Origin of the sequence: Dactylosporangium sp. CA-139066, assembly GCF_050936175.1 — a bacterium.
GTDB lineage: Bacteria > Actinomycetota > Actinomycetes > Mycobacteriales > Micromonosporaceae > Dactylosporangium.
The window spans coordinates 3,192,962-3,216,327 of record NZ_JBNJNH010000001.1; the positions used below are offsets into that span (position 1 = coordinate 3,192,962).

At 70.6% G+C, this 23,366-nt stretch carries 23 protein-coding genes and 3 pseudogenes; 13 read left to right on the plus strand and 13 right to left on the minus strand.

Annotated elements, in window-relative coordinates; translation table 11 throughout:
* Nucleotides 1-257: 257 nt before the first annotated feature.
* A pseudogene (locus ACQEVU_RS14580) lies at nucleotides 258-389 on the plus strand (DUF84 family protein); the annotation flags it as partial.
* 30 nt (nucleotides 390-419) lie between these two features.
* Here the strand turns inward: ACQEVU_RS14580 and ACQEVU_RS14585 are convergent.
* Complete coding sequence (locus ACQEVU_RS14585) at nucleotides 420-767, minus strand: hypothetical protein (RefSeq protein ID WP_433323621.1); 348 nt, start codon at nucleotides 765-767, stop codon at nucleotides 420-422.
* A 372-nt stretch (nucleotides 768-1,139) separates the two neighbouring features.
* On the opposite strand from ACQEVU_RS14585, the gene ACQEVU_RS14590 reads away from it, so the two are divergent.
* From ACQEVU_RS14590 to ACQEVU_RS14600, 3 genes are all read left to right on the plus strand, one after another.
* Nucleotides 1,140-2,003 carry an MEDS domain-containing protein gene (locus ACQEVU_RS14590; protein ID WP_433323623.1) on the plus strand — a complete coding sequence of 288 codons (864 nt, stop codon included), beginning with the start codon at nucleotides 1,140-1,142 and terminating at the stop codon, nucleotides 2,001-2,003.
* The gene (locus tag ACQEVU_RS14595; RefSeq protein ID WP_433323625.1) at nucleotides 2,000-2,548 is read left to right on the plus strand and encodes an ATP-binding protein; all 549 of its coding nucleotides are present in this window, start codon (nucleotides 2,000-2,002) and stop codon (nucleotides 2,546-2,548) included. The genes ACQEVU_RS14590 and ACQEVU_RS14595 overlap by 4 nt, the downstream gene beginning before the upstream one ends.
* Before the next feature lie 364 nt (nucleotides 2,549-2,912).
* A complete protein-coding gene (locus ACQEVU_RS14600; protein WP_433323627.1) occupies nucleotides 2,913-3,236 on the plus strand; it encodes an STAS domain-containing protein in 324 nt (107 codons plus the stop codon).
* A 261-nt stretch (nucleotides 3,237-3,497) separates the two neighbouring features.
* Here the strand turns inward: ACQEVU_RS14600 and ACQEVU_RS14605 are convergent, their stop codons facing one another.
* Both ACQEVU_RS14605 and ACQEVU_RS14610 read right to left on the minus strand, forming a co-directional pair.
* Entirely contained in the window at nucleotides 3,498-4,445 is a 948-nt protein-coding gene (locus ACQEVU_RS14605) for an NUDIX domain-containing protein (protein WP_433323629.1), read from the minus strand.
* Between the two features lie 153 nt (nucleotides 4,446-4,598).
* Nucleotides 4,599-4,865 carry an NUDIX domain-containing protein gene (locus ACQEVU_RS14610; protein ID WP_433334926.1) on the minus strand — a complete coding sequence of 89 codons (267 nt, stop codon included), beginning with the start codon at nucleotides 4,863-4,865 and terminating at the stop codon, nucleotides 4,599-4,601.
* On the opposite strand from ACQEVU_RS14610, the gene ACQEVU_RS14615 reads away from it, so the two are divergent.
* Complete coding sequence (locus tag ACQEVU_RS14615; protein WP_433335376.1) at nucleotides 4,752-5,066, plus strand: hypothetical protein; 315 nt, start codon at nucleotides 4,752-4,754, stop codon at nucleotides 5,064-5,066. The genes ACQEVU_RS14610 and ACQEVU_RS14615 overlap by 114 nt on opposite strands.
* A 113-nt stretch (nucleotides 5,067-5,179) precedes the next feature.
* Here the strand turns inward: ACQEVU_RS14615 and ACQEVU_RS14620 are convergent, their stop codons facing one another.
* Complete coding sequence (locus ACQEVU_RS14620; RefSeq protein ID WP_433323631.1) at nucleotides 5,180-5,437, minus strand: hypothetical protein; 258 nt, start codon at nucleotides 5,435-5,437, stop codon at nucleotides 5,180-5,182.
* 230 nt (nucleotides 5,438-5,667) lie between these two features.
* Nucleotides 5,668-6,576: a cupin domain-containing protein gene (locus tag ACQEVU_RS14625; RefSeq protein ID WP_433323633.1), complete on the minus strand. Its 909-nt coding sequence runs from the start codon at nucleotides 6,574-6,576 to the stop codon at nucleotides 5,668-5,670.
* A 75-nt stretch (nucleotides 6,577-6,651) separates the two neighbouring features.
* Between ACQEVU_RS14625 and ACQEVU_RS14630 the strand changes: the two genes are divergently transcribed.
* A complete protein-coding gene (locus ACQEVU_RS14630; RefSeq protein ID WP_433323635.1) occupies nucleotides 6,652-7,500 on the plus strand; it encodes an NmrA family NAD(P)-binding protein in 849 nt (282 codons plus the stop codon).
* A complete protein-coding gene (locus tag ACQEVU_RS14635; RefSeq protein WP_433323637.1) occupies nucleotides 7,497-7,919 on the plus strand; it encodes a VOC family protein in 423 nt (140 codons plus the stop codon). The genes ACQEVU_RS14630 and ACQEVU_RS14635 overlap by 4 nt, the downstream gene beginning before the upstream one ends.
* Before the next feature lie 195 nt (nucleotides 7,920-8,114).
* Here the strand turns inward: ACQEVU_RS14635 and ACQEVU_RS14640 are convergent, their stop codons facing one another.
* The gene (locus ACQEVU_RS14640) at nucleotides 8,115-8,561 is read right to left on the minus strand and encodes a hypothetical protein (protein ID WP_433323639.1); all 447 of its coding nucleotides are present in this window, start codon (nucleotides 8,559-8,561) and stop codon (nucleotides 8,115-8,117) included.
* A gap of 206 nt (nucleotides 8,562-8,767) precedes the next feature.
* On the opposite strand from ACQEVU_RS14640, the gene ACQEVU_RS14645 reads away from it, so the two are divergent.
* Nucleotides 8,768-9,103, plus strand: a complete 336-nt coding sequence (locus ACQEVU_RS14645; protein WP_433334928.1) for a cytochrome P450 — start codon at nucleotides 8,768-8,770, stop codon at nucleotides 9,101-9,103.
* Nucleotides 9,100-9,240, plus strand: coding sequence for a hypothetical protein (locus ACQEVU_RS14650; RefSeq protein WP_433323641.1), 141 nt, complete (start codon nucleotides 9,100-9,102; stop codon nucleotides 9,238-9,240). Before ACQEVU_RS14645 ends, ACQEVU_RS14650 begins: the two co-directional genes overlap by 4 nt.
* 40 nt (nucleotides 9,241-9,280) lie before the next feature.
* Here ACQEVU_RS14650 and ACQEVU_RS14655 read toward each other — a convergent pair whose 3' ends face one another.
* From ACQEVU_RS14655 to ACQEVU_RS14680, 6 genes are all read right to left on the minus strand, one after another.
* Nucleotides 9,281-9,583, minus strand: a complete 303-nt coding sequence (locus ACQEVU_RS14655; protein ID WP_433323643.1) for a hypothetical protein — start codon at nucleotides 9,581-9,583, stop codon at nucleotides 9,281-9,283.
* 28 nt (nucleotides 9,584-9,611) lie between these two features.
* Nucleotides 9,612-10,442 carry an epoxide hydrolase family protein gene (locus ACQEVU_RS14660; protein ID WP_433323645.1) on the minus strand — a complete coding sequence of 277 codons (831 nt, stop codon included), beginning with the start codon at nucleotides 10,440-10,442 and terminating at the stop codon, nucleotides 9,612-9,614.
* Nucleotides 10,443-10,669: 227 nt separating this feature from the next.
* On the minus strand, nucleotides 10,670-11,011 hold the full coding sequence (locus ACQEVU_RS14665; protein WP_433334930.1) for a tautomerase family protein: 342 nt from the start codon (nucleotides 11,009-11,011) through the stop codon (nucleotides 10,670-10,672).
* 13 nt (nucleotides 11,012-11,024) lie between these two features.
* Nucleotides 11,025-11,873 carry an alpha/beta fold hydrolase gene (locus ACQEVU_RS14670; protein ID WP_433323647.1) on the minus strand — a complete coding sequence of 283 codons (849 nt, stop codon included), beginning with the start codon at nucleotides 11,871-11,873 and terminating at the stop codon, nucleotides 11,025-11,027.
* Nucleotides 11,870-12,553, minus strand: coding sequence for an alpha/beta fold hydrolase (locus tag ACQEVU_RS14675; RefSeq protein ID WP_433323649.1), 684 nt, complete (start codon nucleotides 12,551-12,553; stop codon nucleotides 11,870-11,872). Before ACQEVU_RS14675 ends, ACQEVU_RS14670 begins: the two co-directional genes overlap by 4 nt.
* 72 nt (nucleotides 12,554-12,625) lie before the next feature.
* Nucleotides 12,626-14,830 (minus strand): AAA family ATPase, encoded by a 2,205-nt coding sequence (locus ACQEVU_RS14680; protein ID WP_433323651.1) that lies wholly within the window; start codon nucleotides 14,828-14,830, stop codon nucleotides 12,626-12,628.
* A gap of 65 nt (nucleotides 14,831-14,895) precedes the next feature.
* On the opposite strand from ACQEVU_RS14680, the gene ACQEVU_RS14685 reads away from it, so the two are divergent.
* Complete coding sequence (locus ACQEVU_RS14685) at nucleotides 14,896-17,640, plus strand: AAA family ATPase (protein ID WP_433323653.1); 2,745 nt, start codon at nucleotides 14,896-14,898, stop codon at nucleotides 17,638-17,640.
* Here the strand turns inward: ACQEVU_RS14685 and ACQEVU_RS14690 are convergent.
* Nucleotides 17,622-18,710 carry a phosphotriesterase family protein gene (locus ACQEVU_RS14690; RefSeq protein ID WP_433323655.1) on the minus strand — a complete coding sequence of 363 codons (1,089 nt, stop codon included), beginning with the start codon at nucleotides 18,708-18,710 and terminating at the stop codon, nucleotides 17,622-17,624. The genes ACQEVU_RS14685 and ACQEVU_RS14690 overlap by 19 nt on opposite strands.
* Nucleotides 18,711-18,758: 48 nt before the next feature.
* Between ACQEVU_RS14690 and ACQEVU_RS14695 the strand changes: the two are divergent.
* The 3 genes and pseudogenes from ACQEVU_RS14695 to ACQEVU_RS14705 all read left to right on the plus strand — a co-directional run.
* Nucleotides 18,759-21,431: pseudogene (locus ACQEVU_RS14695) on the plus strand (non-ribosomal peptide synthetase); the annotation flags it as partial.
* 157 nt (nucleotides 21,432-21,588) lie between these two features.
* A pseudogene (locus ACQEVU_RS14700) lies at nucleotides 21,589-22,536 on the plus strand (MFS transporter); the annotation flags it as partial.
* Between the two features lie 384 nt (nucleotides 22,537-22,920).
* Nucleotides 22,921-23,334, plus strand: a complete 414-nt coding sequence (locus ACQEVU_RS14705; protein ID WP_433334932.1) for an MbtH family protein — start codon at nucleotides 22,921-22,923, stop codon at nucleotides 23,332-23,334.
* Nucleotides 23,335-23,366 lie beyond the last annotated feature (32 nt).

A 23,366-nucleotide genomic window follows, 5' to 3' on the forward strand; every position in this document is an offset into this window, starting at 1 on the left:
CCGGGCGGCCCAGCCGGCCGGCGGCCTGGCGACGCTGCGTCCCGACCCGCCCGATCGTCCGCCACTCCCCCGTTGCCTCTCGTACACGTGCCATCCAGAGCCGGCCAGCTACCCGCCGGTCCATGTGGCAAACCTGAACCCGGCACGAGCACCGGCAGTCGGCCGGCCGGCCGGCCGGTCGGTGACGATCAGGGCCACACTGATCGGTTTCCGTCCAATGTGGAGCTTCGGCAGCGGGCTCACACCTTCCGCGGCGGAACACGAAGCAGCACGGTGGAATTTTCGGGCTCCTGTCGAACGGCGCGATCGACAGGACGAGCGCATTCACCGACGCTGTCGTCGCCGCGACGGTCACCTTCTTGCATCCACAGCTCATGGGAAACATCTGAGCTTGTGGTGCTGGGGTGCCGGCGCGGTGCTCACGTATCGACGCCGGGTGTCTGCGGTGTAGGCGCTGTCCTCGACCGGTGTCGGTGGAGCGCGGCGACGATCACGACGGCGAGCGCGGCGGCATAGCCGATCCGCTGCGTGGATGCCGTGGTGAGGTGCAGGTTGGGGGCGTACTGGGCGAGGTAGGCGGCCGCCGCGACGGCCAGCCACTCGGTCCGGCCGCCGAGAGCGACCAGCAGGACGAGCAGCAGTGCGTACCAGGGGTAGCTGGGCGCTGCGACGAGCAGCGCCGTGCCGGTCAGTGACGGTAGCGGCCAGCCACGGCCGGTCCGGGTCGGCGGTGCGGACCGTGCGCAGCGCCACCACGGTGAGGACAACGACCGCGACCGGCCCGGCCCAGGTCGTCGGCATGAACAGGGTCAGCAGGGGGAACCGGGCGCCGGTGGCGTAGCCCTCTTCGGTGAGGTACCCGGGGATGTAGCCGATCACTTGGCGTTCGCGGCGACAGCATCCGTCATGGGACCCCGCTCGTGACGTATCCGAAAGCGACCATCAGGGTAGAACACCCGCCGGCGACGCGTTGGCGGCCCCGGGCCGGGCCGCCGATGCTCGCGGGCGGGACGGTCAACGAGGTCTGACTTCGCCGGTCGGCGAGTCTGGGCATGTCAGGTCGCCGCATTGGGTACTGCCTGGGTGAGGGCTGCATCCGGGCGGGGGCCGGTGCCGGGTTGCTGCAGGAGGGAGTTCGGATGGCGGAGCCGGTCGGGGTTGAGCGCCTGCCTGCTGGTGGTCATGCGTGCCTGACGTTCAGCGATCCGGACGAGCGGCTGGATCTGCTGGCCGCGTTCGTCGGCGACGGGCTGGAGCGAGGTCAGCGGGTGGTGTGCTACACCGATGCGATGACGCCCGTGGCGTTCATCGACGAGCTGGACCACCGTTCGGTCAAGGCGACCGTGGCCGCTACCGCCGGGCAGCTGCTGGTGGCGGACTGTTCGACCTTGTGGTCAGGTGCCGGCGCGGGTACGGCACTGCAGATGCTGACCGCGATCACCGCCGAGATCGACGCGGCCGGCGCCGCCGGCTATCGCGGGCTGCGGGTCAGCACGGACATGGCCTGGGCGACCCGCCCGCATGCCGCCGCGCAGGAGCTGCTGCGGTTCGAGGAACAGGCGACCGGCTGGCTGCGCGGCGGGACCGTGACCACGATGTGTCAATATGACCGGGGTACCTTCGACCCGGTCACCCTCGCGTTCGCCGCGCAGGTCCATCCGCACACGGTCGCGGCGCAGGTGTACCACGATGATCCGCTGCTGCGGATCTGCCGGCAGTACCGGCCGGCCGGTGTGCGGATCGCCGGTGAGCTCGACTTCCGCCATCTCGGCGTGCTCGAACAGGCCCTCGCCGAAGCGCTGCGGCTCGACGCCGACCCGCAGGTGAACCTGCGCCGGGTCCGCTACCTCGACGCGGCCTGCGCAGCGGCGATCGTCCGGGCGGCCGGGCAACTGTCATCCGAGCGAGTCATGGATGTCCCGTGCGCGTCGCTACCGGCTCGGGTCCTGCGCCTGTGCGGCGCTGCTGAGCTCGCGAACCTGCGGTTGACGGAGGCGACGTGACCGACTCCCAACCCAGCAAATTGCGGGCCGAGCACGGACGCGCCGCACCCGATGCCGGGACCTTCGACGATGCCGGCACCGCCCCCGATCGCAGTACCGCACCGGGCGTCGCCGTGGATCTGGAGCAGCCGTTCACCGTCGGCGACCTCTACGGCTTGCGCGCAGCGGTCGAAGCCCACGCCGCCGGCTTGGGTGCATCCCAGGCGGCCATCGAAATCCTGCTGATCGTGGTCGGCGAGCTCAGCAGCAACGCCGTGCAACACGGCGGCGGCGCCGGCCGGCTGATGCTGTGGCAGGACGGTGCCGATCTGATGTGCCGGGTCAGCGACCACGGCCACGGCATGACGAACCCCGATCAGGCCGGCCGCGTCGCAGTGCCGCCAACTGCCCTCAGCGGACGCGGGCTGTGGATGGTGCGCCAGCTCACCCGGCACCTGCACATCACCGCCGGTACCCACGGCACCACCGTTACCGCCCGGATCGTCGGCGAGTTGCCTTCGTCCTCACCGCCCGCCACGATGCCCGAGCGTCGTAGCCGGGGATGAGCACGGCCGGCATAGCCAACCCGACCAGCGGGACCGCCTCGACAGGCCGACGGCTGGGCGACGGCGCATTCCAGCGCGCCGTCCAGTCGCAACGCCACGTCGAGAAACGACGGTGAGCCGTACCAGCGCCGTCCTGGGCCCATCTCGTGGCGGCCTCGCCCGTTCGGGGTGCGCCGTGCGCCGCGACCCACCGGTCGTCACTGCCGTATCCGCACGACGGAAACTGCTGGCCGCGGCTTCGAAACTGCGGCGCTGGGCCCCGGTCATGCCCGGTTCTGGCGTCGCATCCGGCCTGTTGGTGCATCGAGTTGCGGACGGCGAACGGGTCGGTATGGTCGAGCCCGCGCATACAAGGGGGTGAACGATGCCGCTGTCGGCCGAGATCGGCACGCCGTCTGCCGGCCGGGTCCCGATCGTCCTCAGCGGGGCCTTGGACCAGGACACCGTGGGCCAGTTGCGGACCGCGATCCGCTCAGCGCTGCAGCTGCAGCCCACCGAGCTGGACGTGAACTTCGCACAGGTCAGCTTCATGGACTCCTCAGGCCTGGGAGCGATCGTGGCCGCGAAGCGCTGGTGCGACGACGTCGGCTGCAGCTTGCGCCTGGAGGCGTTGAACCCGGCATTGCATCGCCGGTTCGAGATCAGCGGCCTGATCGAACTGTTCGGCTTGTCGAGGCCACCAGGTTGACGAAGCCCGCACCCACCATGGCTGCGGTCCGCTGGCTGCCCAACGCGTTCAACCTTGGTGGGTTCTATCAATGTGACCGGGCGGTGCTGGAGCACTTGATCTGACGTCGAATACAGCAGCCACGACGGCGAAGGGGCTATTCCGTGGGCGCAACGCTCCGGCGCCGACCACAGAGCCGACCTCCTGACCGAGTACGCCGTCCACAGCCGGCGCAGGTCGCCGCGCCACGTGACCGGCTCGGACCCCGGTCGCGCAGCGACGTCAGCCGCAACCGGCTGCGCCGGGTCGGCGGGGTCCAGCGGTCGCCTCTGCCGTGGATCGGTGTGGCTCGCCATCCTCGGTCGAGCTCCCGGTGCTGTGGTTAACCGCAACCGGCGGTGCCTCCCGGGGTCGGCGATGGGCCCGCCGAGGCGGGCGAGGAACTGGTTGACCTGGCGGCGGCTGGTCGCCTCGATCAGCACCGCGTGGCCGCCGTAGGTAGCGATACACGTCCGGACGGCAGGCACGTGACGGTTGCGGAGGCGCGGACGCAGCGCAGGAACCCGACGGTGATGCGGTCGTGGACCCCATCGGGGTGCCGGCCGCCGCGATAGCGCAGCCGCCGCGGGCGATCCCCCCCACAGGCACACCAGGGGCGGCAAGCAGGGTGCTGAGCTGGTTGGCCAGGACCGTCTTCCCGGCACTGCCGGCCCCGACGATGGCGATCCGCTGCACCTCAACCGCCCTCGTCCGCGCCCGCGTGGGGCCAGTCCGTTGCCGCGTAGCGCCATCCGGATCGGAACAGGTCGACGCCGATCTCGGTATAGGGCAGCAGCGGCGTGGGCAGCGCGTCCAGGGGCGCCCATTGCGGCGCGGCGCACTTGTCCGGTTCGGCGATGTAGGGACGCCATGCGCCGCGGGTTCGGCCTGGAGGTTGAAGAACACCCCGATCCGGGGAGCCCGGTCCGGCGGGTGCCAGTGCGTCATCGTGACGACGTGGAGCAGGTGCGGCGGCAGGCGCAGTCCCGTCTCCTTCAACGCATGCCGCGCCATGCCGTCCTCGAGACGCTCACCCGGCCGGCGCTTCCCGCTCGGGGTGTCCCATCTTGATGGTGCGTAGTGCCTCGGCGGAGCCCGACGAGGAGTTCGACGCCGTGCGGACCGGGGCGAGTGTAGAGCAGTAGCATGTCCACCGACAGGGTGTACGACGCGCCGCGGCGGCGTCGTCATGGCGGCGTGGTCTACCTGCCATGCGCGGACCCGTCAGAGGTCGCGGTCCGTAGCCGGCTGAGTTTGGTCAGGAACCGAGCCAGGTCCGGGTCGGTGCGCCCGGCCGGCCACGCCATGACCTCAGCGCACGGATACCAGCCCCAGCCAGCGAACTCACCCGCATCGGGAGCGATTGACTGTCCGGGGTCCAACGCGATCGGGAACCAGAACGTGACGTCCGTATGGACGTGGGGGGCCGACGGTCTGGGTGACGGTCACGAACAACGGCCGCCCGCCCGGCCCCAACGGATGCGGGACCGCGACCGCTTGGAGCTCCTCGTCGGCTTCGCGGACTACCATGGCCCACGGCATTTCGCCGGGCTCGACATGACCACCCGGCGGCAGGAGCCGTCGGGCTTTGCGGTGATCGACGAGGAACACCCGGTCGGTCCGCTCGTCGTGGGGCAGCAAGTAGGTGACGAGGTGTTGCTGTGGCGCGTCCGGCGGCACCCGCCGATACAGCTCGGCGCCGGCGTCGATCCAGGCGAGCACGTCGTCGCGGTCGGCGGCTTCGCGTTCGTCGAACGGGACCAGCCCGGCGACCAGCGACCACATCCCGGAGTGTCTGCCGGTCGTCTCTGACGGCCGTCACGTGTCGACTCCTTCCGGGCTGCCACGCTGAGCTACCGGTCCGGCGGCGGGCAGGTCGAGCTGGAAGACGGGACGATCCCGGCACGGACCCTTGCAGTCCACGATCACCCGAACCCGTCGATCGCGTAGTCATCGGGGAGATTGCGGAAGCCAAGCCGCCGCCAGGCCGCGAGCGCCGCGGTGTTACCAGGGGCGACGTGCTCCCCGGACACACCCAGCGCCAGATACCAGCCGCGCATCTCCTCGACGTTGACCGGGATCCGCTCGGCCCGGTTGTCGTGGCGGCGGACGGTCTCCTCGAAACTGACGTCGGGGTAGTAGACGTGGCTCGGGCCAGGATGTTCGGCAATCAACTGCCGCAACACGGTGCCGTAGCTGCGGCTACCGAGGAAGCCCTCGAGGATGACGTGGTAGCCGGCGCCGAGCAGCTACGGGGCCGGCATGCCGATGAACCCGGGCGCGACCGCCTCATGGCCGAGACCGCCGTGTTCCCGCAACACCACGCGCATGAACTGGGCCTGCTCCATCTTGCTGACTGCCAGCTGTATCGGATTGCCTCAGACGGCTCGCCCGCCGCAGTCGATCTCAGCCCTTATCCGGGTACAGGCACGTTCGCGTCGCGCCAGCGGCCGGGTGGCACACCGTGGTGGCGGCGGAAGGCCGCGGCGAACGCGTTGGGTGAGGTGTAGCCGGTCCGGCGGGCGATCTGTTCCAGGGTGAGTTCGCCGATCAGGAGGTAGTGGCGGGCCAGGGTCAGGCGCCAGTCCGTCAGGTACTGCATCGGGGTCTGTCCGAGCGCGCGTTCGAAGTTGCGGGCGAACGATGGGCGGGACATGGCGGTCAGGCGTGCGAGCTCTGGGACGGTCCAGCTTCGGTGTGGCTGTTCGTGCATGGCCTGCAGCGCCCGGCCGAGCCGGGGATCCTTGGCGGCGCGGTACCAGCGTGGCGCGCTTGAGCTCTGTTCGTAGGACGCGCGCAGGACGAGGACGAGGAGGACGTCGAGCAGCCGGTCGAGCACGGTCTGGCTGCCGGGCGCCTGTTCCTGGAGCTCCCTCGAGATCAGGGAGACGACGTCGTGCACCTGGTCATGAGCGGACGGCCGGATGACCAGCACGGGCGGGAGCGCCTGGATGAGGCTCCGGCCGACGTCACCGGAGAGGCGATAGGCGCCGCACAGGAAGACGGATGCGCCCGGATCGGCGGCATCAGTGTCCGCCGTGGCCGCCCAGAACTGTTCGTGGGAAACGCACGCGCCGGGGTTCGGCTCGTCGGCGATGTGGTGGTCCCGCCCGCCGACGACGATCGCGAGGTCGCCGGGCAGCAGCCGCTGGGCCTCGGCCGGGTCGTCCAGCCAGAGCCAGGCGTGGCCGCGCAGCACGGTGTGCAGCGAGAGCTGGATGGAGCCCGGCAGGGTCAACCCCCAGGGTGGCAGGGCTGCGGAGCGCGCGAAGACCGCTCCCGACGCTCGGGCCCGCACGAGATAGTCATGCAATACGTCCACCAAGTGAGCGTAACGCGTTGCTACACGAGCGCAATACGCATTCATACGCGCACCACGGTATGGCACCGTAGACGCATGAGCGAATCACAGCCCACCGTCCTCGTCCTCGGCGCGACCGGCAAGACCGGCTCCCGTGTCGCCGCCCGCCTCCGCGGCGGCGGTGTCGCGGTCCGCGCGGCGGCGCGATCCGGCGCCGACGTGACCTTCGACTGGAGCGACCGCGACACCTACGCCCCGGCGCTCGATGCCGTCACCCGGGTCTATCTGATGCCGGCCGTCCTGCGCATCGACTTCGCCGCGGACGTCGCGGCGTTCCTCGACCAGGCCGAGTCGGCCGGGGTCGAGCATGTGACCTTCCTCAGCGCGTACGGGATGGAGCACGCGCCGGACGAATTCGCCCCTCGCGCGGTCGAGCTGGACCTGAGCAGGCGACACCGGCTGTCCCACACCGTTCTGCGGCCGGCGTGGTTCATGCAGAACTTCAGCGAGACCTTCCTCAAGCCGATGAACGGCGTCGTGGTCGTACCCACCGGCGACGGCGCCGAGGCTTTCATCGACGTCGAGGACATCGCGGCCGTCGCCGCGACCACCCTGACCGACCCGGCTGCGCACGCCGGCTCGGCGTACAGCCTGACCGGGCCGCAGGCCCTCACCGTCGCCGAGGCCACCGCCATCATCAGCGAGGCCACCGGCCAACCGGTTATCCACCAGGACATCGACCGCGAGACCTGGATCGCCGCCGTGCTGGCGACCGGCGTCCCCATCGACTACGGCATCGTCCTGCGCCAGCTGACCGAAACGGTCGCGTCGGGCAACGGGTCGCGTCCCGACGACACCGTGGAGAAGATCACCGGCAACCCGGCGCGGACCTTCCGGGAATTCGCCCACGCGAACGCTGCTGCATTCCGCGAGGACCCGAAATGATCGACCACGTCTATATCTCGGTCACCGACATCGACACGGCCTCGGCGTTCTACCTCGCAGCCCTCCGACCCCTGGGCTGGCGAGAGGTCGGCTACTACCGGGCCTCCTCCGGGCCGGGTAACGTGCCCGACCTGTTCGGCATCGGTGACGCCGACTACCTCTCCATCGGCGTCGGCTCGAGCATCTGGCTGCGACAGCGCAACGCCGGCGAGACGGGCCTCTACCTCGGCATCCGCTGTGACAGCAACGATGCCGTCGACGCCGCATACGCCGCAGCCATCAGGGCTGGCGGCCTCGACGAGGGACGGCCGGCCGAGCGAACCTACTTCGCGCCCGGCTACTACGCCGCCAACGTCGCCGACCACGACGGCAACCGGCTGGAATTCGCCCACAAAACGCAACTCCGGCCTCGGCGGTGACGAGCCGCCCACGATCACCGGTAGGCCGAATTGTCAGATGGCAGGGAGCGCCGGACCCCGGCGGTGAGCCCGCCATGTAGGACTTCAGCTTCAAGGTCAGCTAGGCGTTTATCGAGGAAGAGGTCATTGCAGCGGGCGGCCTGCAGTCTCTGCTCCAAGCCGCGGTGTCCCCGGTGAGCTGACGGACGCCCTGCTTTAGCGTGCTGTTCTCCTCGGCGAGGCGTTGTGCGGTGCCTTCGGTGTACTCAGCTTGCAGATCGCGGAGTTGGCCGAGGAGGATGCCGATGCGTTCCCGCTGCGGTCGATCTCGATATAGGCGGCCCTTGAGGCGTCTTCGGCGTTGAGGGCTCGTTGGTGCCACGGGGCTTCGATCTGCGCGTCGATGGCCGCCCGGGTTTGGCGTCGCTGGTCACCGCTGGCGATGATCGCGGTGGTCACCATGTACTTGGCATCGGAGTTCTGGTAGAGGAAGGTGCGCGACACGTCGGCGCGGCGGGCGACCGCAGGTAGGTGATCGTGGGTCCGTTCCCGGCGCATGGTGCGCACCGGCAGCGGACCCGCGCCGCCGTGGCCGCCCGCCCCACGGACCGGCCGCAACTGGCCGCAGCCTGAGCCGCGACCACGCGCCTGCACGACCGGCATCCCTCAGGGCCGTGTCTGCGACACCAACGGGTCGCAGACACGGCCCTCTCGCTGCCCTCCACGCTCCTGCCGCCTTCGCGGTGCCGGTCGTCGGCACGCGAGCGTCGGTTGTGAGAGGTATCCAGCCCGCCGGCCGTGGACGTGACACGGTCCGGGCAGGCCGCTGTGAGCGGGCTGTGTCCGGCTGTGAGCCGCTGTGTGCGGCTGTGAGTGGCGGGTGCAGCTGGCACGCGAGAACGGATGGTTCCAGGTGTGCGCGCAGACCGGTATCACCCGCCGGGAACTGTCCGCGGCGTTGGAGACGATCACCGGTAGGCCATGGCCTGCCCCTCGATGGCCGAACTTCGAAGAACCACGCGCAGCATGATCCCTCGCTCGGCAGCCGCGACCCCAGCCGTTTCCCCGACCCGGACCGTTTCGATCCCGACCGCGCCGACAACCGGCACCTCGGCTTCGGCAGCGGCATCCACTACTGCTTCGGTGCCCCGCTGGCCAGAATCGAGACACAGGTGGCACTGCCGGTACTGGCCGCCGACTCGTGAATCCCCGCCTGGTCGCCGACCCGCCCCCGTACCGGCCCAACCCGCAGCTGCGCGGACCGCGCCACCTCGTCGTCGAACTCGACGCGATCGCCTCGGCGGCAGAGACGGCGGACCGCGTCATGGCACATGGATGCTGACGGACGCTGTTTCCCTTGCCGCCGTCGTGGGCGGTGTGGGTCAGCGCATGGTGCGGAAGGCGCGCCGGATCTGGTCGACGAACAGTTCCGGCTGTTCGAACGCGGCGAAATGGCCGCCACGGGGAAGCTGTTCATAGAAGCGAAGATCGGAGCAGGACCGCTCGCACCAGCGCCGCGACGGACGGAAGATTTCGCGCGGGAACACCGACACACCGACCGGCACGGTGAGGAGCCCGGGATCGAGCCCGTGGGCCGACGGCCGGCCGAAGCCGTGCTCCCAGTAGATGCGGGCCGAGGACGCGGCTGTGGCGGTGTGCCAGTACACGCTGATGTTGTCGAGCATCTGGTCGCGGCTGAGCGCGGCGAGGGGATCACCGTTGTGGTCGGTCCAGGCCCAGTACTTCTCGGCGATCCAGGCGCACTGGCCGACCGGGGAGTCGGTCAGCCCGTAGCCGACGGTCTGCGGCCGGGTCGCCTGTTCGAGGGCGTAGCCGCTGCCCCCATTCGCGGTGGTGGGCGGCGTCGGCCAGGCTCTGCCGCTCGAGATCCGTCAGGTCGTCGGAGGGGAACTGGTCGCGGCGGGCCATGGGGAAGAAGTTGAGGTGGATGCCCACCATGCGTTCGGGTTGCTGCGCCGCCAGCGCCGCGGTCACGATCGCGCCCCAGTCGCCGCCCTGCGCGCCGAACCGCTCGTAGCCCAACCGGGTCATGAGCGTCGCCCAGGCGCGTGCGATCCGCTGCGGACCCCAGCCCGGCTGTGTCGGTCTGGCGCTGAACCCGAAGCCGGGCAGCGACGGGCACACGACATGGAACGCATCGCCCGCCTCGCCGCCGTGGGCGACCGGGTCGGCCAGCGGCTCGAAAACCTCGAGGAACTCCACCACCGAACCCGGCCAGCCGTGCGTGAGGATCAGCGGCAGCGCATCCGCGTGGGGTGAACGCCGATGCAGGAAGTGAACGTTCAGGCCGTCCAGTTCGGTGGTGAACTGCGGCAGCGCGTTGAGCCGGGTCTCCAGGCGTCGCCAGTCGTATCCGTTCTGCCAGTACCCGCACAGGTCGCGGAGCCAGTCCAGCGGTACACCCTGGCTCCAGTCGGCCACCGTCGCCGGCTCCGGCCAGCGGGCGCGACCCAGGCGCTGCCGCAGATCGTCGAGCGCAGCCTCGGCAACGCTGACCCGGAACGCGGCCAGCTCAGCGGTCATGCTGCCACCGTACGACGGAAGCCAGCCACCACCGTGCCCCTCGGGCGCCCTTCACCTGGCGCGGGTGACCGGAACCAGGCGGCGGCATCCGCCTCGCCGCGGCAGATGTACTCCTCGCCTTCGCCCTGTGCTGGACCCGCCACGCTCGCTGACCACGCCCTGGGCCGCGTCCCGGACCAGCCGGTTGGCGCTGTCCGGCTCGTGCCCGATCGTGGCGTGTCCGTCGATCAATAGGGGACCGGCCGGTTCTCGCGCACCCAGAGCTGTTCGGCTTCGCTGCCCGAGGCGGGAGGCCACAGCCCGTTGATCATCCATAGGTCCCGAGGGGTTTCGTCGATGTGGAACTCGTAGTAGAGGCCACGGTCCACGGTGTGGGGAGCCAGCAAGCGGCTCAGGCCCTCGCAGATCCGGAGTTCCGTCAGAAATCCTCCAGACTTGCGACGAACTCTGGGGAAGTCACGTAGAGTGACAGCTGGCAGCGACCTCGCTGACTGTTGCGCCGGCCCGAACAGCCATCGCTCGCTGTGCCGCCGCCAGGATGGCCGGAATAGCAGCGCAGGGCGGAGGATGACGAATGCTGCCTTATCTGACGCTGAGCGTCAGTACGGCGGCGGTGAAGTCGTCGGGCTGCTCGATGTGGCCGAGGTGGCCACTGTGCTCGAGGACGGTGAGTTGTGCCGTCGGGATGCCCTCGTGCAGCAGGACGGCGTAGCGGGGGCCGCAGATGAAGTCGTGCCGGCCGGCGATGACCACGGTCGGCGCCACGATTTCGGACAGCCGGTCGCGAATGTCGAATGGGGTTGGGTCCTGTGCGCTCGCCGGCGCGATCCAGCCTCGCAGCCCAGTCCGCAGCGGCTCGAAGGCGTCCTGCCGGGACCAGTAGTCGGCCAGGTAGACCGGCAGTGCCGCACGCAGTCCGCTGGTTAGGGTCTCGTCGTCCCGGGCCGCCAGGGCACGCTGGAAAGCGGCCGGGACCGAGGCTGCGTCGGGCTGGTCCGGGTAGCGCTCCGGGTAGGCTTCGAGTCCGGCCATCGCCGCCGCCCAGAAGTCTGCTCCGGTCATCGGTGAGGTGTCGTACAACACCAGGCCGGCGACCTTTTCAGGGTGGTCGAGGGCGTATCGCTGAACGACGAAGCCCCCGTGCGAGTGGCCCAGCAAGTACGCCGGGCCCGGCGCGACGTGATCGACAACTGCGGTCAGGAACTTGACGTAGGTGTCCAACCGATAGTCGGCGAGCCGGCCCGAGTCACCGGTCCCGACCGGCTCGACGTACACCACCGCGAAATGGCGTTCGAGCTCTGGTGACCGGAGGTAGGAGTAGTCGAGCCCGGGGCCGCCGGAATGGGCGATGAGCAGCGGGCCGTCACCGGCCACGTGGTAGACCTGCCGCACGCCGTCGACGCTGATCTCGCGGGTGACGGCGGAGCTCATCGGGCGGTCGCGGCCCGCTTGACGAGCTCGGCCACCGCGTCGGGCCGCGACTCGTAGATGGCGTGGCTGCCCGCGACCTCGGTGACGGTCGCGCCGGCCCGCTCGGCCATCGTCCGCTGCACCGGCGGCGGGATCATCCGGTCCTCGGAGGCGACCAGGTACCAGCTCGGCTTGCTGCGCCAGGCCGGCTCGGTGACCGTGCCCTGGAGGGCGTCGACGCCCCAGGGAACCTGGGAGTCGGCGAGGAACGCGGCGCGCTCGGCGGACACGTCGCCGGCGAACGACTGGTGGAACTTGTCGCGCTCGAGGAAGAGGAAGCCGTCGGCCGGGGGCAGGATCGGCGGCACGGGAGCACCGGGCGCCGGGTTGGACACCAGGGTGCCGACCGACTCGCCCTTGTCGGGGGCGAAGGCGGCGATGTAGACGAGCGCCGCGACGTTCTCGTGGCTGCCGGCTTCGCTGATCACGGCGCCGCCGTAAGAGTGGCCGACCAGGACGGCTGGCCCGTCTAGCCGGCCGAGGATCTGCCGGGTTGCGGCCGCGTCACCGGACAGTGAGAGGGTGGGGTTCTGTACCACGCTGACGTGGTAGCCGTCGGCGGTGAGTAAGTTGTACACCGCCTGCCAGCCGGAGCCGTCGACGAATCCGCCGTGGACGAGTACTACGTTGCGAATGCTCATGGTTCCTCCTTGGAAGGGCTGAGCGAACGCTACGTGCGGCTGCCGGACGGCCGATTGCGTCAGATGACGTAGTTAACCTCGTTGCTGCAGGGCGTCGCGGAGGGCTGCCCGGGCGGTGACGCCGAGCTTCGGGAAGATCTGGTAGAGGTGGGTGCCCACGGTGCGCGGCGAAAGGCGCAGCCGCTGCCCGATCTGCTTGTTGGTCAGGCCGGCCGCGGCCAGCCGGGCGATCTCGTATTGCTGCGGCGAGAGGCGGGGGTCGGGCCGTTCGGCGGGCAGGCCGGAGGCATATAGCTCGTTGTTTGCGCGCTCGGCCCACGGCTTCGCCCCGAGCCGGGCGAAGGTCTCGGCCGCGGCGCTGAGTTCCTGCCGCGCGGCCTGCGTCTGCTTGATGCGCCGGAGCCGCTCGCCGTTGATCATCCGGATGCGGGCAAGGTCGAACGGCCCGGCCCCACGGGCCTGGTCCTTGGTGAGATGGGTCCGGCGGCCGGTGCGAATGGCGGCCTCGGCAAGGTCGAGGGCCAGCCAGTTTGCCGGCGCCTGGAACCGGTCGACCGAGGTGGCGTGCAGGTACGCGTCCTCGTAGTCGCCGCGACCGAGCGCCGCCCTGGCCCGGATCTGCGCCGCCAGCACCAGCAGGGCCCCGATCCGGCGGGGCCCGGCAAACCGGGTGATCGCGTCGGCGGAATCCTCGGCGAGGGTGTATTCGCCGCGTACGGCCGCCAGGAGACCCTGCCGATGCAGGAAGATGTGCCACAGCAGCCGGTAGCCGTGCTGGTCGCTGAGCCGGCGACCGGCCTCGGCCAGACGGCCGGCTTCGTCCCACTCACCGGTCTCGTAGCAACGCCGGCTCCGTTCGGCCATCGCGTGCAGGGCCGTGGTCGCCCCCTCGACGTCGGTCCGGATCGCGCCGGGGTCGATTCTCGCCGCCTCGGCGGCCCGCGCGGCAGCTGCCGGGAGCTCCGCTCGCGCGGCGTAGAACGCGATCATGTCCAGCGTGTGGAGGCTCTCGGCGAGCACGTCGGCTTGGGCATCGGGTTGCCGTAGCGCCGTCTCGACGGCGTCCATCAGGAGACGGTACGCGGAGTCGACGTCGCCGTTCCCGCTGTGCACCCGGTAGTAGGCCGTCGCGAGCGCCGCCGCCAGGCCAGCCGGATCGTCGCGACCCTCCAGGCGCTGCGGCACGTCGAGCAGCGTTCCGGCCACCGCGGCGCCAAGGTAGGCGGCGAAGGCGTGGCGGCGGCTCCGGCCAGGACCGTCGGGGCTGAGCGTGGCCGCCTTTCGCAGGGCGGCGATCGCCCCGTCGATGTCGCCCCGCCCTCGCGCGCGGCGGGCAACCTGGTCGAGCAGGTCTGCTATGCCCTGGTCCGGGCCGATCGTCGCGTAGGCGAGGTGCCAGGCACGGCTGTCCGGGTCCTGCCCGGGCCTGCGGGCGAGGGCGGCGTGGGCGCGGCGCACGTCGGCGGCCGTGGACAGTTCCAGCACCGCCGACCGGGTCAATTGATGCCGGAACGTCAGGTCGGGGGTTACCAGGCCCGCGTCCACCGCTGGGCCCAATGCGTCGGTCCATACCGTGTCGCCAAGCGCGACCAGCAGCAACGCCGTTCGGGTCGGCGCGGAGAGTTCGGCGACCGGCGCGCCGAACGCCTCCCGCAGCCGTCGCGTCATGCCGCGCAGCGGTGCCATCGGCAGCTCCCGTATAGCAAGGGGGTTGCCGCGCGCGTCGGCCAGGACCCGCCGGACGTCGTCCGCCGGGAGGGCAGGGTAGAGGTCGCGCAGCAGCGACTCGGCCGACGAATCGTCCAGCGGCCTCAGCCGGTGACAGCGGATGTTGTGCGGCCCGTGCTCGTCGCGCGTGGCGGCCAGTAGACCGACGTGGCTGCTGGCGAGTTCGGCCGTTGTCAGGACCGCGACGCTGTCCGGGTCGACCCAATGCAGGTCGTCGATGGCGATCAACAGTGGCTGCTCCCGTGCGGCCTCCCGCAGCAACGCGACGGTGGCATCGCCATCCTCGGCGTAGCGGCCGGGGCGATCGCCCAGAAGCGGGCGCAGCACCTGATCAAGGCCGGCGAACTGCAGGTCACCCTCGAAAGGCGCCCCTGCGGCCCGTAGCACTCGTGCGCCGCGGTTGGTCGCGAGCTCGGTCGCCGCGGACAGCAGGGCGGTCTTGCCGATGCCGGCGTCCCCGGTGATCAGCAGCGACCCGCCGTCGCCGGCGGCGTGGTCAAGGAACGCTCCGACCACGGCCAGATCGTCGGCACGGCCATAGAGCGTCACAGGACACCTCGCACGCTTGTCACGGTAGGACAGCCACCGGGTGAAGGACAGGTAGTCTGCAGCGCGTGAGGAACGCGCTGGTCGGACGGGACCGTGAGCTCGGCGCCGTCCGGGAGTTCGTGCGGCGCGCCGCGGCGAACGGCGACGCTCTGGTGCTCTACGGAGAGGCCGGTGCCGGCAAGACAGTATTGCTCGACGCCGCCGACGAAACGGCCACCGATCGAGGGATCGCGGTCGTGCGGACGGTCGGCGTCGAGGCCCAGGCCGAGCTGACGTATGTCGGCCTGCACCGGCTGCTCCTGGCGTTTCTTCCGCTACTGGACGGGCTGGCCGTGCCGGAACGGCAGGCGCTCGCGACCGCGCTCGGCCTGGAGGATGGCCCACCGCCCGAGAGGCTGGCCGTGTCAAAAGCCGCATTGTCCCTACTCAGGTTGGGCGCCGGGGACGGCTCGCTGCTGGTCGTCGTCGACGACCTTCCCTGGCTCGACCGCATGAGCGCGATGGTGCTGGCGTTCGTCGCGCGTCGCCTGGCAGGCACGGGTATCGGTTTTATCGGTGCATTCCGGACCGGCGAGACCAGCTTCTTCGACGGCGGCGGGCTGGCCGCCCTGGAGGTGCTGCCGCTCGACCCGGGCGCCGCCGCAGCCCTGGTGGACAGCCGTTTCCCGGACCTCGAGCCCCGGCGGCGCGGCCAGGTGCTCGACGAGGCGGCCGGCAATCCGCTCGCCCTGCTGGAGCTGTCCGCCCTGGCCGGTGACCCCGCCGGAACTTCGGGCGACGCACCGCTGAGTGAACGGCTGGAGCATCTCTTCGCCGCCCGGGTCAGGCCGCTCCCGGCGGCCACCCGCCGAGTGCTGCTGATGGCCGCGCTCGACGCCACCGGCGACGTCGGTGTACTGGTAGCGGCGGCCGGCGACTCCGGTGTGCCGGAGGCGGCGGACGGCGCTATCGACGATCTCGCTCCCGCCGAGGTCGCGGGGCTGATCCGGGTCGACGGCGAGCGGGGGCGGCTGCTCTTCCGGCACCCGCTGATGCGGTCGGCTGTGGTGGCGATGTCGTCCGCCGTGCAGCGGCGGGAACTGCACGCGGCACTTGCGGCGCGGTTGCGCGACCAGCCCGACCGGCGTGCCTGGCACCTGGCGGCCGCGGCCGACGCGCCGGACGAGTCGATCGCTGCGCAGCTCGAGCAGGCGGCCGACCGGACCCTGCGCCGGGGCGATGCGGTGGGCGCCGTCGCCGCACTGCTGCGTGCCTGCGACTTCACTCCGCCCGGCCCGGAGCGCGCCCGGCGGCAGGCCCGGGCCGCCTACGTGGGCGCCGAGATCACCGGGGACATCGCCAGTGTGCCGCGGTTGCTGGCCGACGGTGGCATGGCCCTGGAGGCCGCGGCCGCGACCACGGCCTATCTGCTCAACGGGGAAGGGGACGTCAACGCCGCGTACCGCATGCTCTTCGGCGCCCTCGCCGACCTTGAGTCGCTCGACGGCAGTGACCAGGCGCTGATCGAGGCGGTCTGGTTCCTCATCGCGATCTGCGCGTTCGGCAACCGGGCCGAGCTGTGGCGGCCAGTCGAGGAACTGCTCGACCGGTTCAGCCCGCCGCCGCCGCGCTACCTGACGGTCGTCGCCCGAACATTCGGCGATCCCGCGCACCAGGCGCTGCCGGTACTCAAGGAGCTGGACGGCATGATCGCCCGGCTCAGCCAGGAGCCCGACCCGGCGCAGGTGGCCCGGCTCGCCATCGGCGCCGCCTATGTGGATCGTGAGCAAGAGTGCCGGGGCCCGCTGCTCGAGGTGCTCGAACACGGCCGCGCCGGCGGCGCGGTCACCTCGCAGATCCAGGCCGAGGTGATCGTGGCCAACGACAGCTATCACTCCGGCCAGTGGGACGAGTCGCTGGATCAGTGCGCCGAGGGGATGCGGCTGTGCGGCGAGCACGGTTACGTGCTGATCCGCTGGCTCTATGTCCATCAGGATGCCCTGATCGCGGCGGCGCGAGGCGACTGGGAACGCGCCGCCCGGGCGGCTTCGGCGATGGTCCGGTGGGCGGCTCCACGCGGGGTCGACCTCCTTGTCGCCTACGCCCATGGCATCGACGCACTTTCGGCGCTGGGGCGCGGCGACTATCGAGGCGCGTTCGCGCACGCGTCCGCGATCACGCGACCCGGGGAGCTGCGGCCCTATGTCGCGTACGCGTTGTGGTCCGCGCTGGACATGGTCGAGGCAGCCGTCCACGCGGGGGAACGCGCTGCGGCGCAGCGGCATGTGGCCGTGCAGCGGGAATTGAACATCGCGTCGATATCCCCTCGCCGGGCCATACTCGTCGCTGGCATGGCCGGCATGGCCGCTCCCGACGGCCGGTTCGCCGGCCACTTCGAGGAAGCGCTGGCCGTTGACGGCGCTGAACGGTGGCCCTTCGACCTCGCCCGGATCCAGCTCTGCTACGGCCGGCGACTGCGCCAGGACCAGTCCGTCGACGACGCGCGCCGTCACCTCGGCACCGCCTTCGACATCTTCCGCCGGCTGGGCGCCAACCCGTGGTCGGCGCTGGCCGAGCAGGAGCTGCGCGCGCTCGGCAAGGCGCCGGACCGGCCACGCTCCGGCGGCCTCGACCTGCTGACGCCGCAGCAGCGCGAGATCGCGATGCTCGCCGCGACCGGCCTGACCAACAAACAGATCGGCGAACGCCTTTTCCTGTCGCCACGCACGGTCAGCACCCATCTCTACCAGACCTTTCGCAAGCTGGGTGTCACCTCGCGGGCCGCCCTGCGCGACGCTCTCGGCGAAACATCTCAGGATCCGCAGAAGTAGGACCGCGGGTTCTCCACCAGCATGGTCGTGAGCTGCTCCTCGGTGACGCCGAGCCCGCGCAGGCCGGGGATCACCGTGTCGGAGAGGAACGTGTAGTGCCAGTTCGGCGCGACGGCCTCCCGCACGCCCGGCGGTAGCGGCGCGAAGTGGCACGAGTAGTCGTGTGACAGCATCATCCGGTCGGCGAAGCCCTCGCCCGCCAGCTTCGCCACGGCGGACATCCTGACTTCATACGGGAGGAAGACGTCCAGGCCGAAACGATCCATGCCCGCGTACGAGCCGTTGTCGATAATCCGGCGGACGTAGTCGAGATCGGCTGTGTCGCCGCAGTGACCGATGACGACCGCGCCGAGGTCGACCCCGCGCTCCTTGAGTGCGCGCTGCGCGACCAGGCCCGTACCGGCCTGGGCGCTGGTATGCACCATGATCGGCGCACCGGTGCGGGCGTGCGTCACGGCGACCGCGTCCAGGACACGCTCCACACCCGGCGTGAGGCGATCCTCGACCGCACACTTGATAAACGCGGCCTTGATTCCGGTGTCGGCGATGCCGTCGGTGAGATCACGGACGAAGAGGTCGACCATCGGCTCGTCTCCGCCCAGCAGGGTGCCCGGTCCGCGGTACTGGAAGTAGTACGGCACATCGGAGTACGTGTAGACCCCGGTGGCAACGATGATGTTGAGGTCGACGGCACCGTTCACCCGGGCCACCCGGGCCACGTCACGGCCCAGCCCGATCACGGTGGCGTCGACCAGGGTGCGAACACCCCGCCCGGCCAGCGCGGCGAGCTTCTCCTCCGCTGCGGCGACCTCAGCCTCCTCGTCCCAGGTCTCCGGAAGGTTCCGCTGGATCTCCTCAGAGCGTACGAAGACATGCTCGTGCATGAGAACGGTCCCCAGTTGCTCCGCCGGGACGGGACCCCGGACGGTCTCGACGTCGGGCATGACGCACTCCTTTGGTTCGCGGCTGGCGAGCACCATAAGCGGGAAAGACCCGTACCCGATTGCGTCGAATGACGTATCTGTCCGTCCGCCCGCCAAGGCGAAAGCCGGAGAGCGCTGCTGGGGCATTTCCTCGAATTGGGTAAAGGCCGGTTCTGTCCCTGGGTGAGGGGGTAGATGTTCCGAGCAAGGCGGCGCTCTGCCCACCAGACCAACCTGACCATCGGCTCCCCGGTCGCCGGCCGCAGCGCCCCGGAGCTGGAGAACGTCATCGGCTGCTTCGTCAACACGCTGGTCATGCGCATCGACCTGAGCGGCGACCCGACGTTCACCGAACTGCTGCTGCGGGTACGGGAGACCGCGCTCACCGGGTACGCCCACGCCGACACGCCCTTCGAGCGCATCGTCGCCGCCCTCAACCTGCCACGCGACGCGTCCCGGTCACCCTTGTTCCAGGCGCTGCTCGCGGTGCAGAACTACGGCCGCACCGACGGAGACGGAAGCCGCGGTGACGGTCTCGACGGATACGAGATCACCTCGTGGGCGACCCGGTACGACCTCGAGCTGTACGTCAGCGACACCGCCGACGGCGGGCTGTGGGGCCAGTTCATCTACAACACCGCGCTGTTCGACGACGCAACCGTGCGGCGGCTGGTCAGCCACCTGACCGCGCTGCTGCGTGCAGCCGTCGCCGACCCGCTGTTGCCGGTGGCCGCGCTCGACCTGCGTGACGACGACGAACGCGCGGCTCAGGCCGCCTGGAACGCGACAGCCGCCCCGTTCGACACCGACGCCACCCTGCCCGGCCTGTTCGCCGCGCAGGTCGCCGCGACGCCGGCCGCCCCGGCCGTGACCTTCGAGGGCACCACGTGGAGCTACACCGAGCTGGACCGGTACGCCGAGCAGGTGGCCGCCGCGCTCCGATCGGTGGCCGTCGGACCCGGCACGCGGATCGGCGTGTGCGCGCCCCGTTCGCTCCAACTGCCCGGCGCGCTGCTCGGCGTGCTGCGCACCGGAGCCGCCTACGTCCCGCTCGACCCGGACTACCCGGTCGAGCGGCTGGCGTTCATGGCGGCCGACGCCGACCTGCGTGCCGTTCTGGTACTCGACCCACCGGCCGAGCTCAACGGCGTGTTCGCCACCCGCCCGGTGATCCGACTCGACGCGCTCGGCAGGGTCGACGCGGTTGGTCCGCAGCCCTGCACCGCGACCGCCGCCGACACCGCCTACGTCATCTACACCTCCGGTTCGACCGGACGGCCCAAGGGGGTGCCCAACGGCCATCGCGGGGTTGTCAACCGGCTCGCCTGGATGCAGGAACGCTTCCGGCTCACCGCCGATGACGTGGCCCTGCAGAAGACGCCGACCGGGTTCGACGTGTCGGTCTGGGAGTTCTTCTGGCCGCTGATCATCGGCGCGCGCCTGGTGCTGGCCAGGCCCGGCGGTCACAAGGACGCGTCGTACCTGCGGGCTCTGATCGACCGTGAAGGCGTCACCATCGTCCACTTCGTACCGTCGATGCTCGCCGCCTTCCTGGCGGAGCAGACCACGCGCGGCGGCGCGACGCTGCGCACCATCATCTGCTCCGGTGAGGAGATGCCGGCCGACCTTGCCCGCCGCTGCCTGGCCGAGCTGCCCGCCGAGCTGCACAACCTGTACGGCCCGACCGAGGCCGCCATCGATATCAGCGCCTGGGCCGTCACCGCTGCAGCACTCAGCGACGCCCACCGCGTACCGATCGGCGCCCCGGTCGCCAACACCACGCTGCACGTGCTCGACGACCGGCTCCGGCCCCAGCCCGTCGGTGTGCCCGGCGAACTGCACATCGGCGGCGTCCAAGTCGCCGAGGGCTACTTGCGCCGCCCCAGGCTGACCGCCGAACGTTTCGTTCCCGACCCGGGTGGCCGGCCCGGCGCTCGGTTGTACCGCACCGGCGACCTGGCCCGCTGGCGGCCGGACGGCACGCTCGAGTTCCTCGGCCGCATCGACGGCCAGGTCAAGTTGCGCGGCCTGCGCATCGAACTGGGCGAGATCGAGGCGGTACTGCGCGAGCAGGCGGGCGTCCGGGACGCCGCCGTCATCGTCCGCGAGGACCGGCCCGGCGATCAGCGGCTCGTCGCGTATGTGGTCGGCGCCGCGCCGGATCGTGCCACGCTGAAGCGGCTGCTGCCCGACTACATGGTCCCGGCCGCGTTCGTCGAGCTGGACGTGCTGCCGCTGTCGGCGAACGGCAAGCTTGACCGACGCGCGCTGCCGGCTCCGGTCCACACGGCGAGCGGCGGCGCCATGCCGGCCACCGCGACCGAACAGGTCGTCGCCGACGTCTGGGCGGCCGTGCTCGACCTACCGTCGGTCGGTGCCGACGACGACTTCTTCGACCTCGGCGGCCACTCGCTGCTGGCTACGCAAGCGGTGGCCCGGCTCCGCAAGGTCGGAGCGGCGGTCGGTGTCATCGACCTGTTCCAGAACCCGACCGTCCGGGAGCTCGCCGCCCTGATCGACCGGCCGGCCGACGGTCCGCGGGCGCTGATCCGCCGGCTCACGCCGAACCGGCCACGGGCTGACATCTCACTGGTGTGCGTGCCGTTCGGCGGCGGCAGCGCCGTGGTGTACCAGCCCCTCGCGGACGCGTTGCCGGAGCGGTACGCGGTGTGGTCGGTCGCCATACCTGGCCACGACGTCGGCGTCATCGAGGACCGGCTCGACTTCGACGCGCTCATCGACCGCTGCGTCGACGAGATCATCGCAACGATCGCCGGACCGATCAGCCTGTACGGCCACTGCGCCGTCGGGTCAGCGCTCGTCATCGCGCTGGCCCGGCGGCTCGAAGCGGCCGGCCGCGACGTGCACACCGTCTACATCGGCGCGATGTTCCCGTTCGCCAAACCGCGGGGTCGTCTGGCCCGAACGCTGTCCAGGGTCGCACGGATGGAAGGCCTGCGCAGCGACCGGGTCTACCACAACTGGCTCACCTCGATCGGCGCCGACCTCGGCGGCCTCGACCCGGATGTTCGGGTCCGCGCTCACCGAGTTCGCGATCCCGGTCTGGATCTACCTGACCACAGGGTCGGTCGCGCAGTTCGCGTTGTTCGCGGTACTCGGCCTTGTTCCGGGGCTGATCACGTTGCCCATCGCCGGTGCGCTGGTCGACCGGTACGACCGGCGCCGCATCGTGCTCACCGGCGATCTGGCCGCCGGCGGAGTCCAGGCGGCACTGGCCGCACTCCTGTGGGCCGGACATCTGAGCGTCGCCACCCTCTATCCGGCCACGGTCGCGCTGTCGGGCGCGCTGTCGTTCCAGCGCATCGCATACATCTCGGCGATCCCCCAACTGGTACCGAAGCGACTGCTCGGCCACGCGGCCGGCATCGGTCAGCTCGGAGCCGGCCTGGCCCAGTTGGTCGCCCCGCTGCTGGGCGCCGGGCTACTCGCCACGATCGGACTGCGCGGCATCCTCACGCTCGACGTGGCAAGCTACCTCATCGCGGTGCTCGTCGTGCTGGCGGTGAGGTTCCCCGCCACCATGCCGTGGCGCCGCCACGAGACGCTGCGCGCGGAGATCGCCGGCGGCTTTCGGTACGTGTGGAGCAACCGAAACTTCCGTCGCATGCTGCTGTGGTTCGCCGTCCTCAACGTGCCGCTGTCCGCGATGTTCCTGATGCTTTCGCCGCTGGTCCTGTCGTTCGGCACCCTGCGTCAGGTCGGCCAGGTGTCGTTCCTGTCCGCGCTCGGCGTGTTCGCGGGCGGCCTGGTGATGGCCGCCTGGGGCGGGCCGCAGCACCGGCGGATGCTCGGCGTCCTCGTCGCGACGCTCGGCCTGGCCGCCTGCGCGCTCGTCACCGGCCTGCGAGAGAACCTCGTCCTGATCGGCGCCGGTGCGCTCGGCATGGCGGTTGCCCTGACGCTGCTCAACGGCGTGTACACCACGATCATCCAGGTCAAAGTACCGCAGCGGCTGCACGGCCGCGTGTTCTCCCTGAACACGCTGATCGCGTGGTCGACGATGCCGATCGGGTTCGGGGTCGTCGCACCTTTGGGCGCCGAACTGTTCCGGCCGCTGCTGCGCGACGGCGGCCGGATGGCCGGCAGCGTCGGCCGTGTGCTCGGCACAGGCCCACAGCGCGGGCTCGGCCTCATGTTCGTCGTGTTCGCGATCGCCATCGCCGCCATCGCCGCGGTTGGCTGCGCGTGCTTCGTCGCTTCGACGACGAGGTGCCCGACGCTCTCGCCGACGACCTGGTCGGCCTGGCCGCGCTGGACACGCCGGCGACCGACATCCAACACGCCCTGGACGCGGCGGCGCGTGCCGCCGTCCGTCTTCCAGACTGAGGAGGACTTTGTGGACTACCGCGTCGTGATGAATGCCGACGAACAATACTCGGTCTGGGCTGTGGACGACGACCTGCCGGCAGGCTGGGTCGCCGAGGGCCACAGCGGCAGCCGGGACGAGTGCCTCGACCACATCGAGCGGGTCTGGACCGATCAGAGTCCAGCCCGCACACGAATCCGTGCCTGGTTGGCCGGTGCCGTCTCGCTGGCGTGCGACGGCCGGCTCGCACCGGGCGATGTCGCCACGGCCGGCTGCTCGTTCGTCGCCATGGGCGTGTCGTCGCTGGCGATCATCCGCCTGGTCGATGCCATCGAGATGGAGTACGACGTGGCCGTCGACTTTACCCAGCAGACACTGGAAAACCTGGACGGCCTGACCGATTTCATCGCTGCCGAGCGCCTCCGCCGTCGCGGGGGTTGCTGACCCGGCGACACAACGGAGGGGAGCGGGAGTAC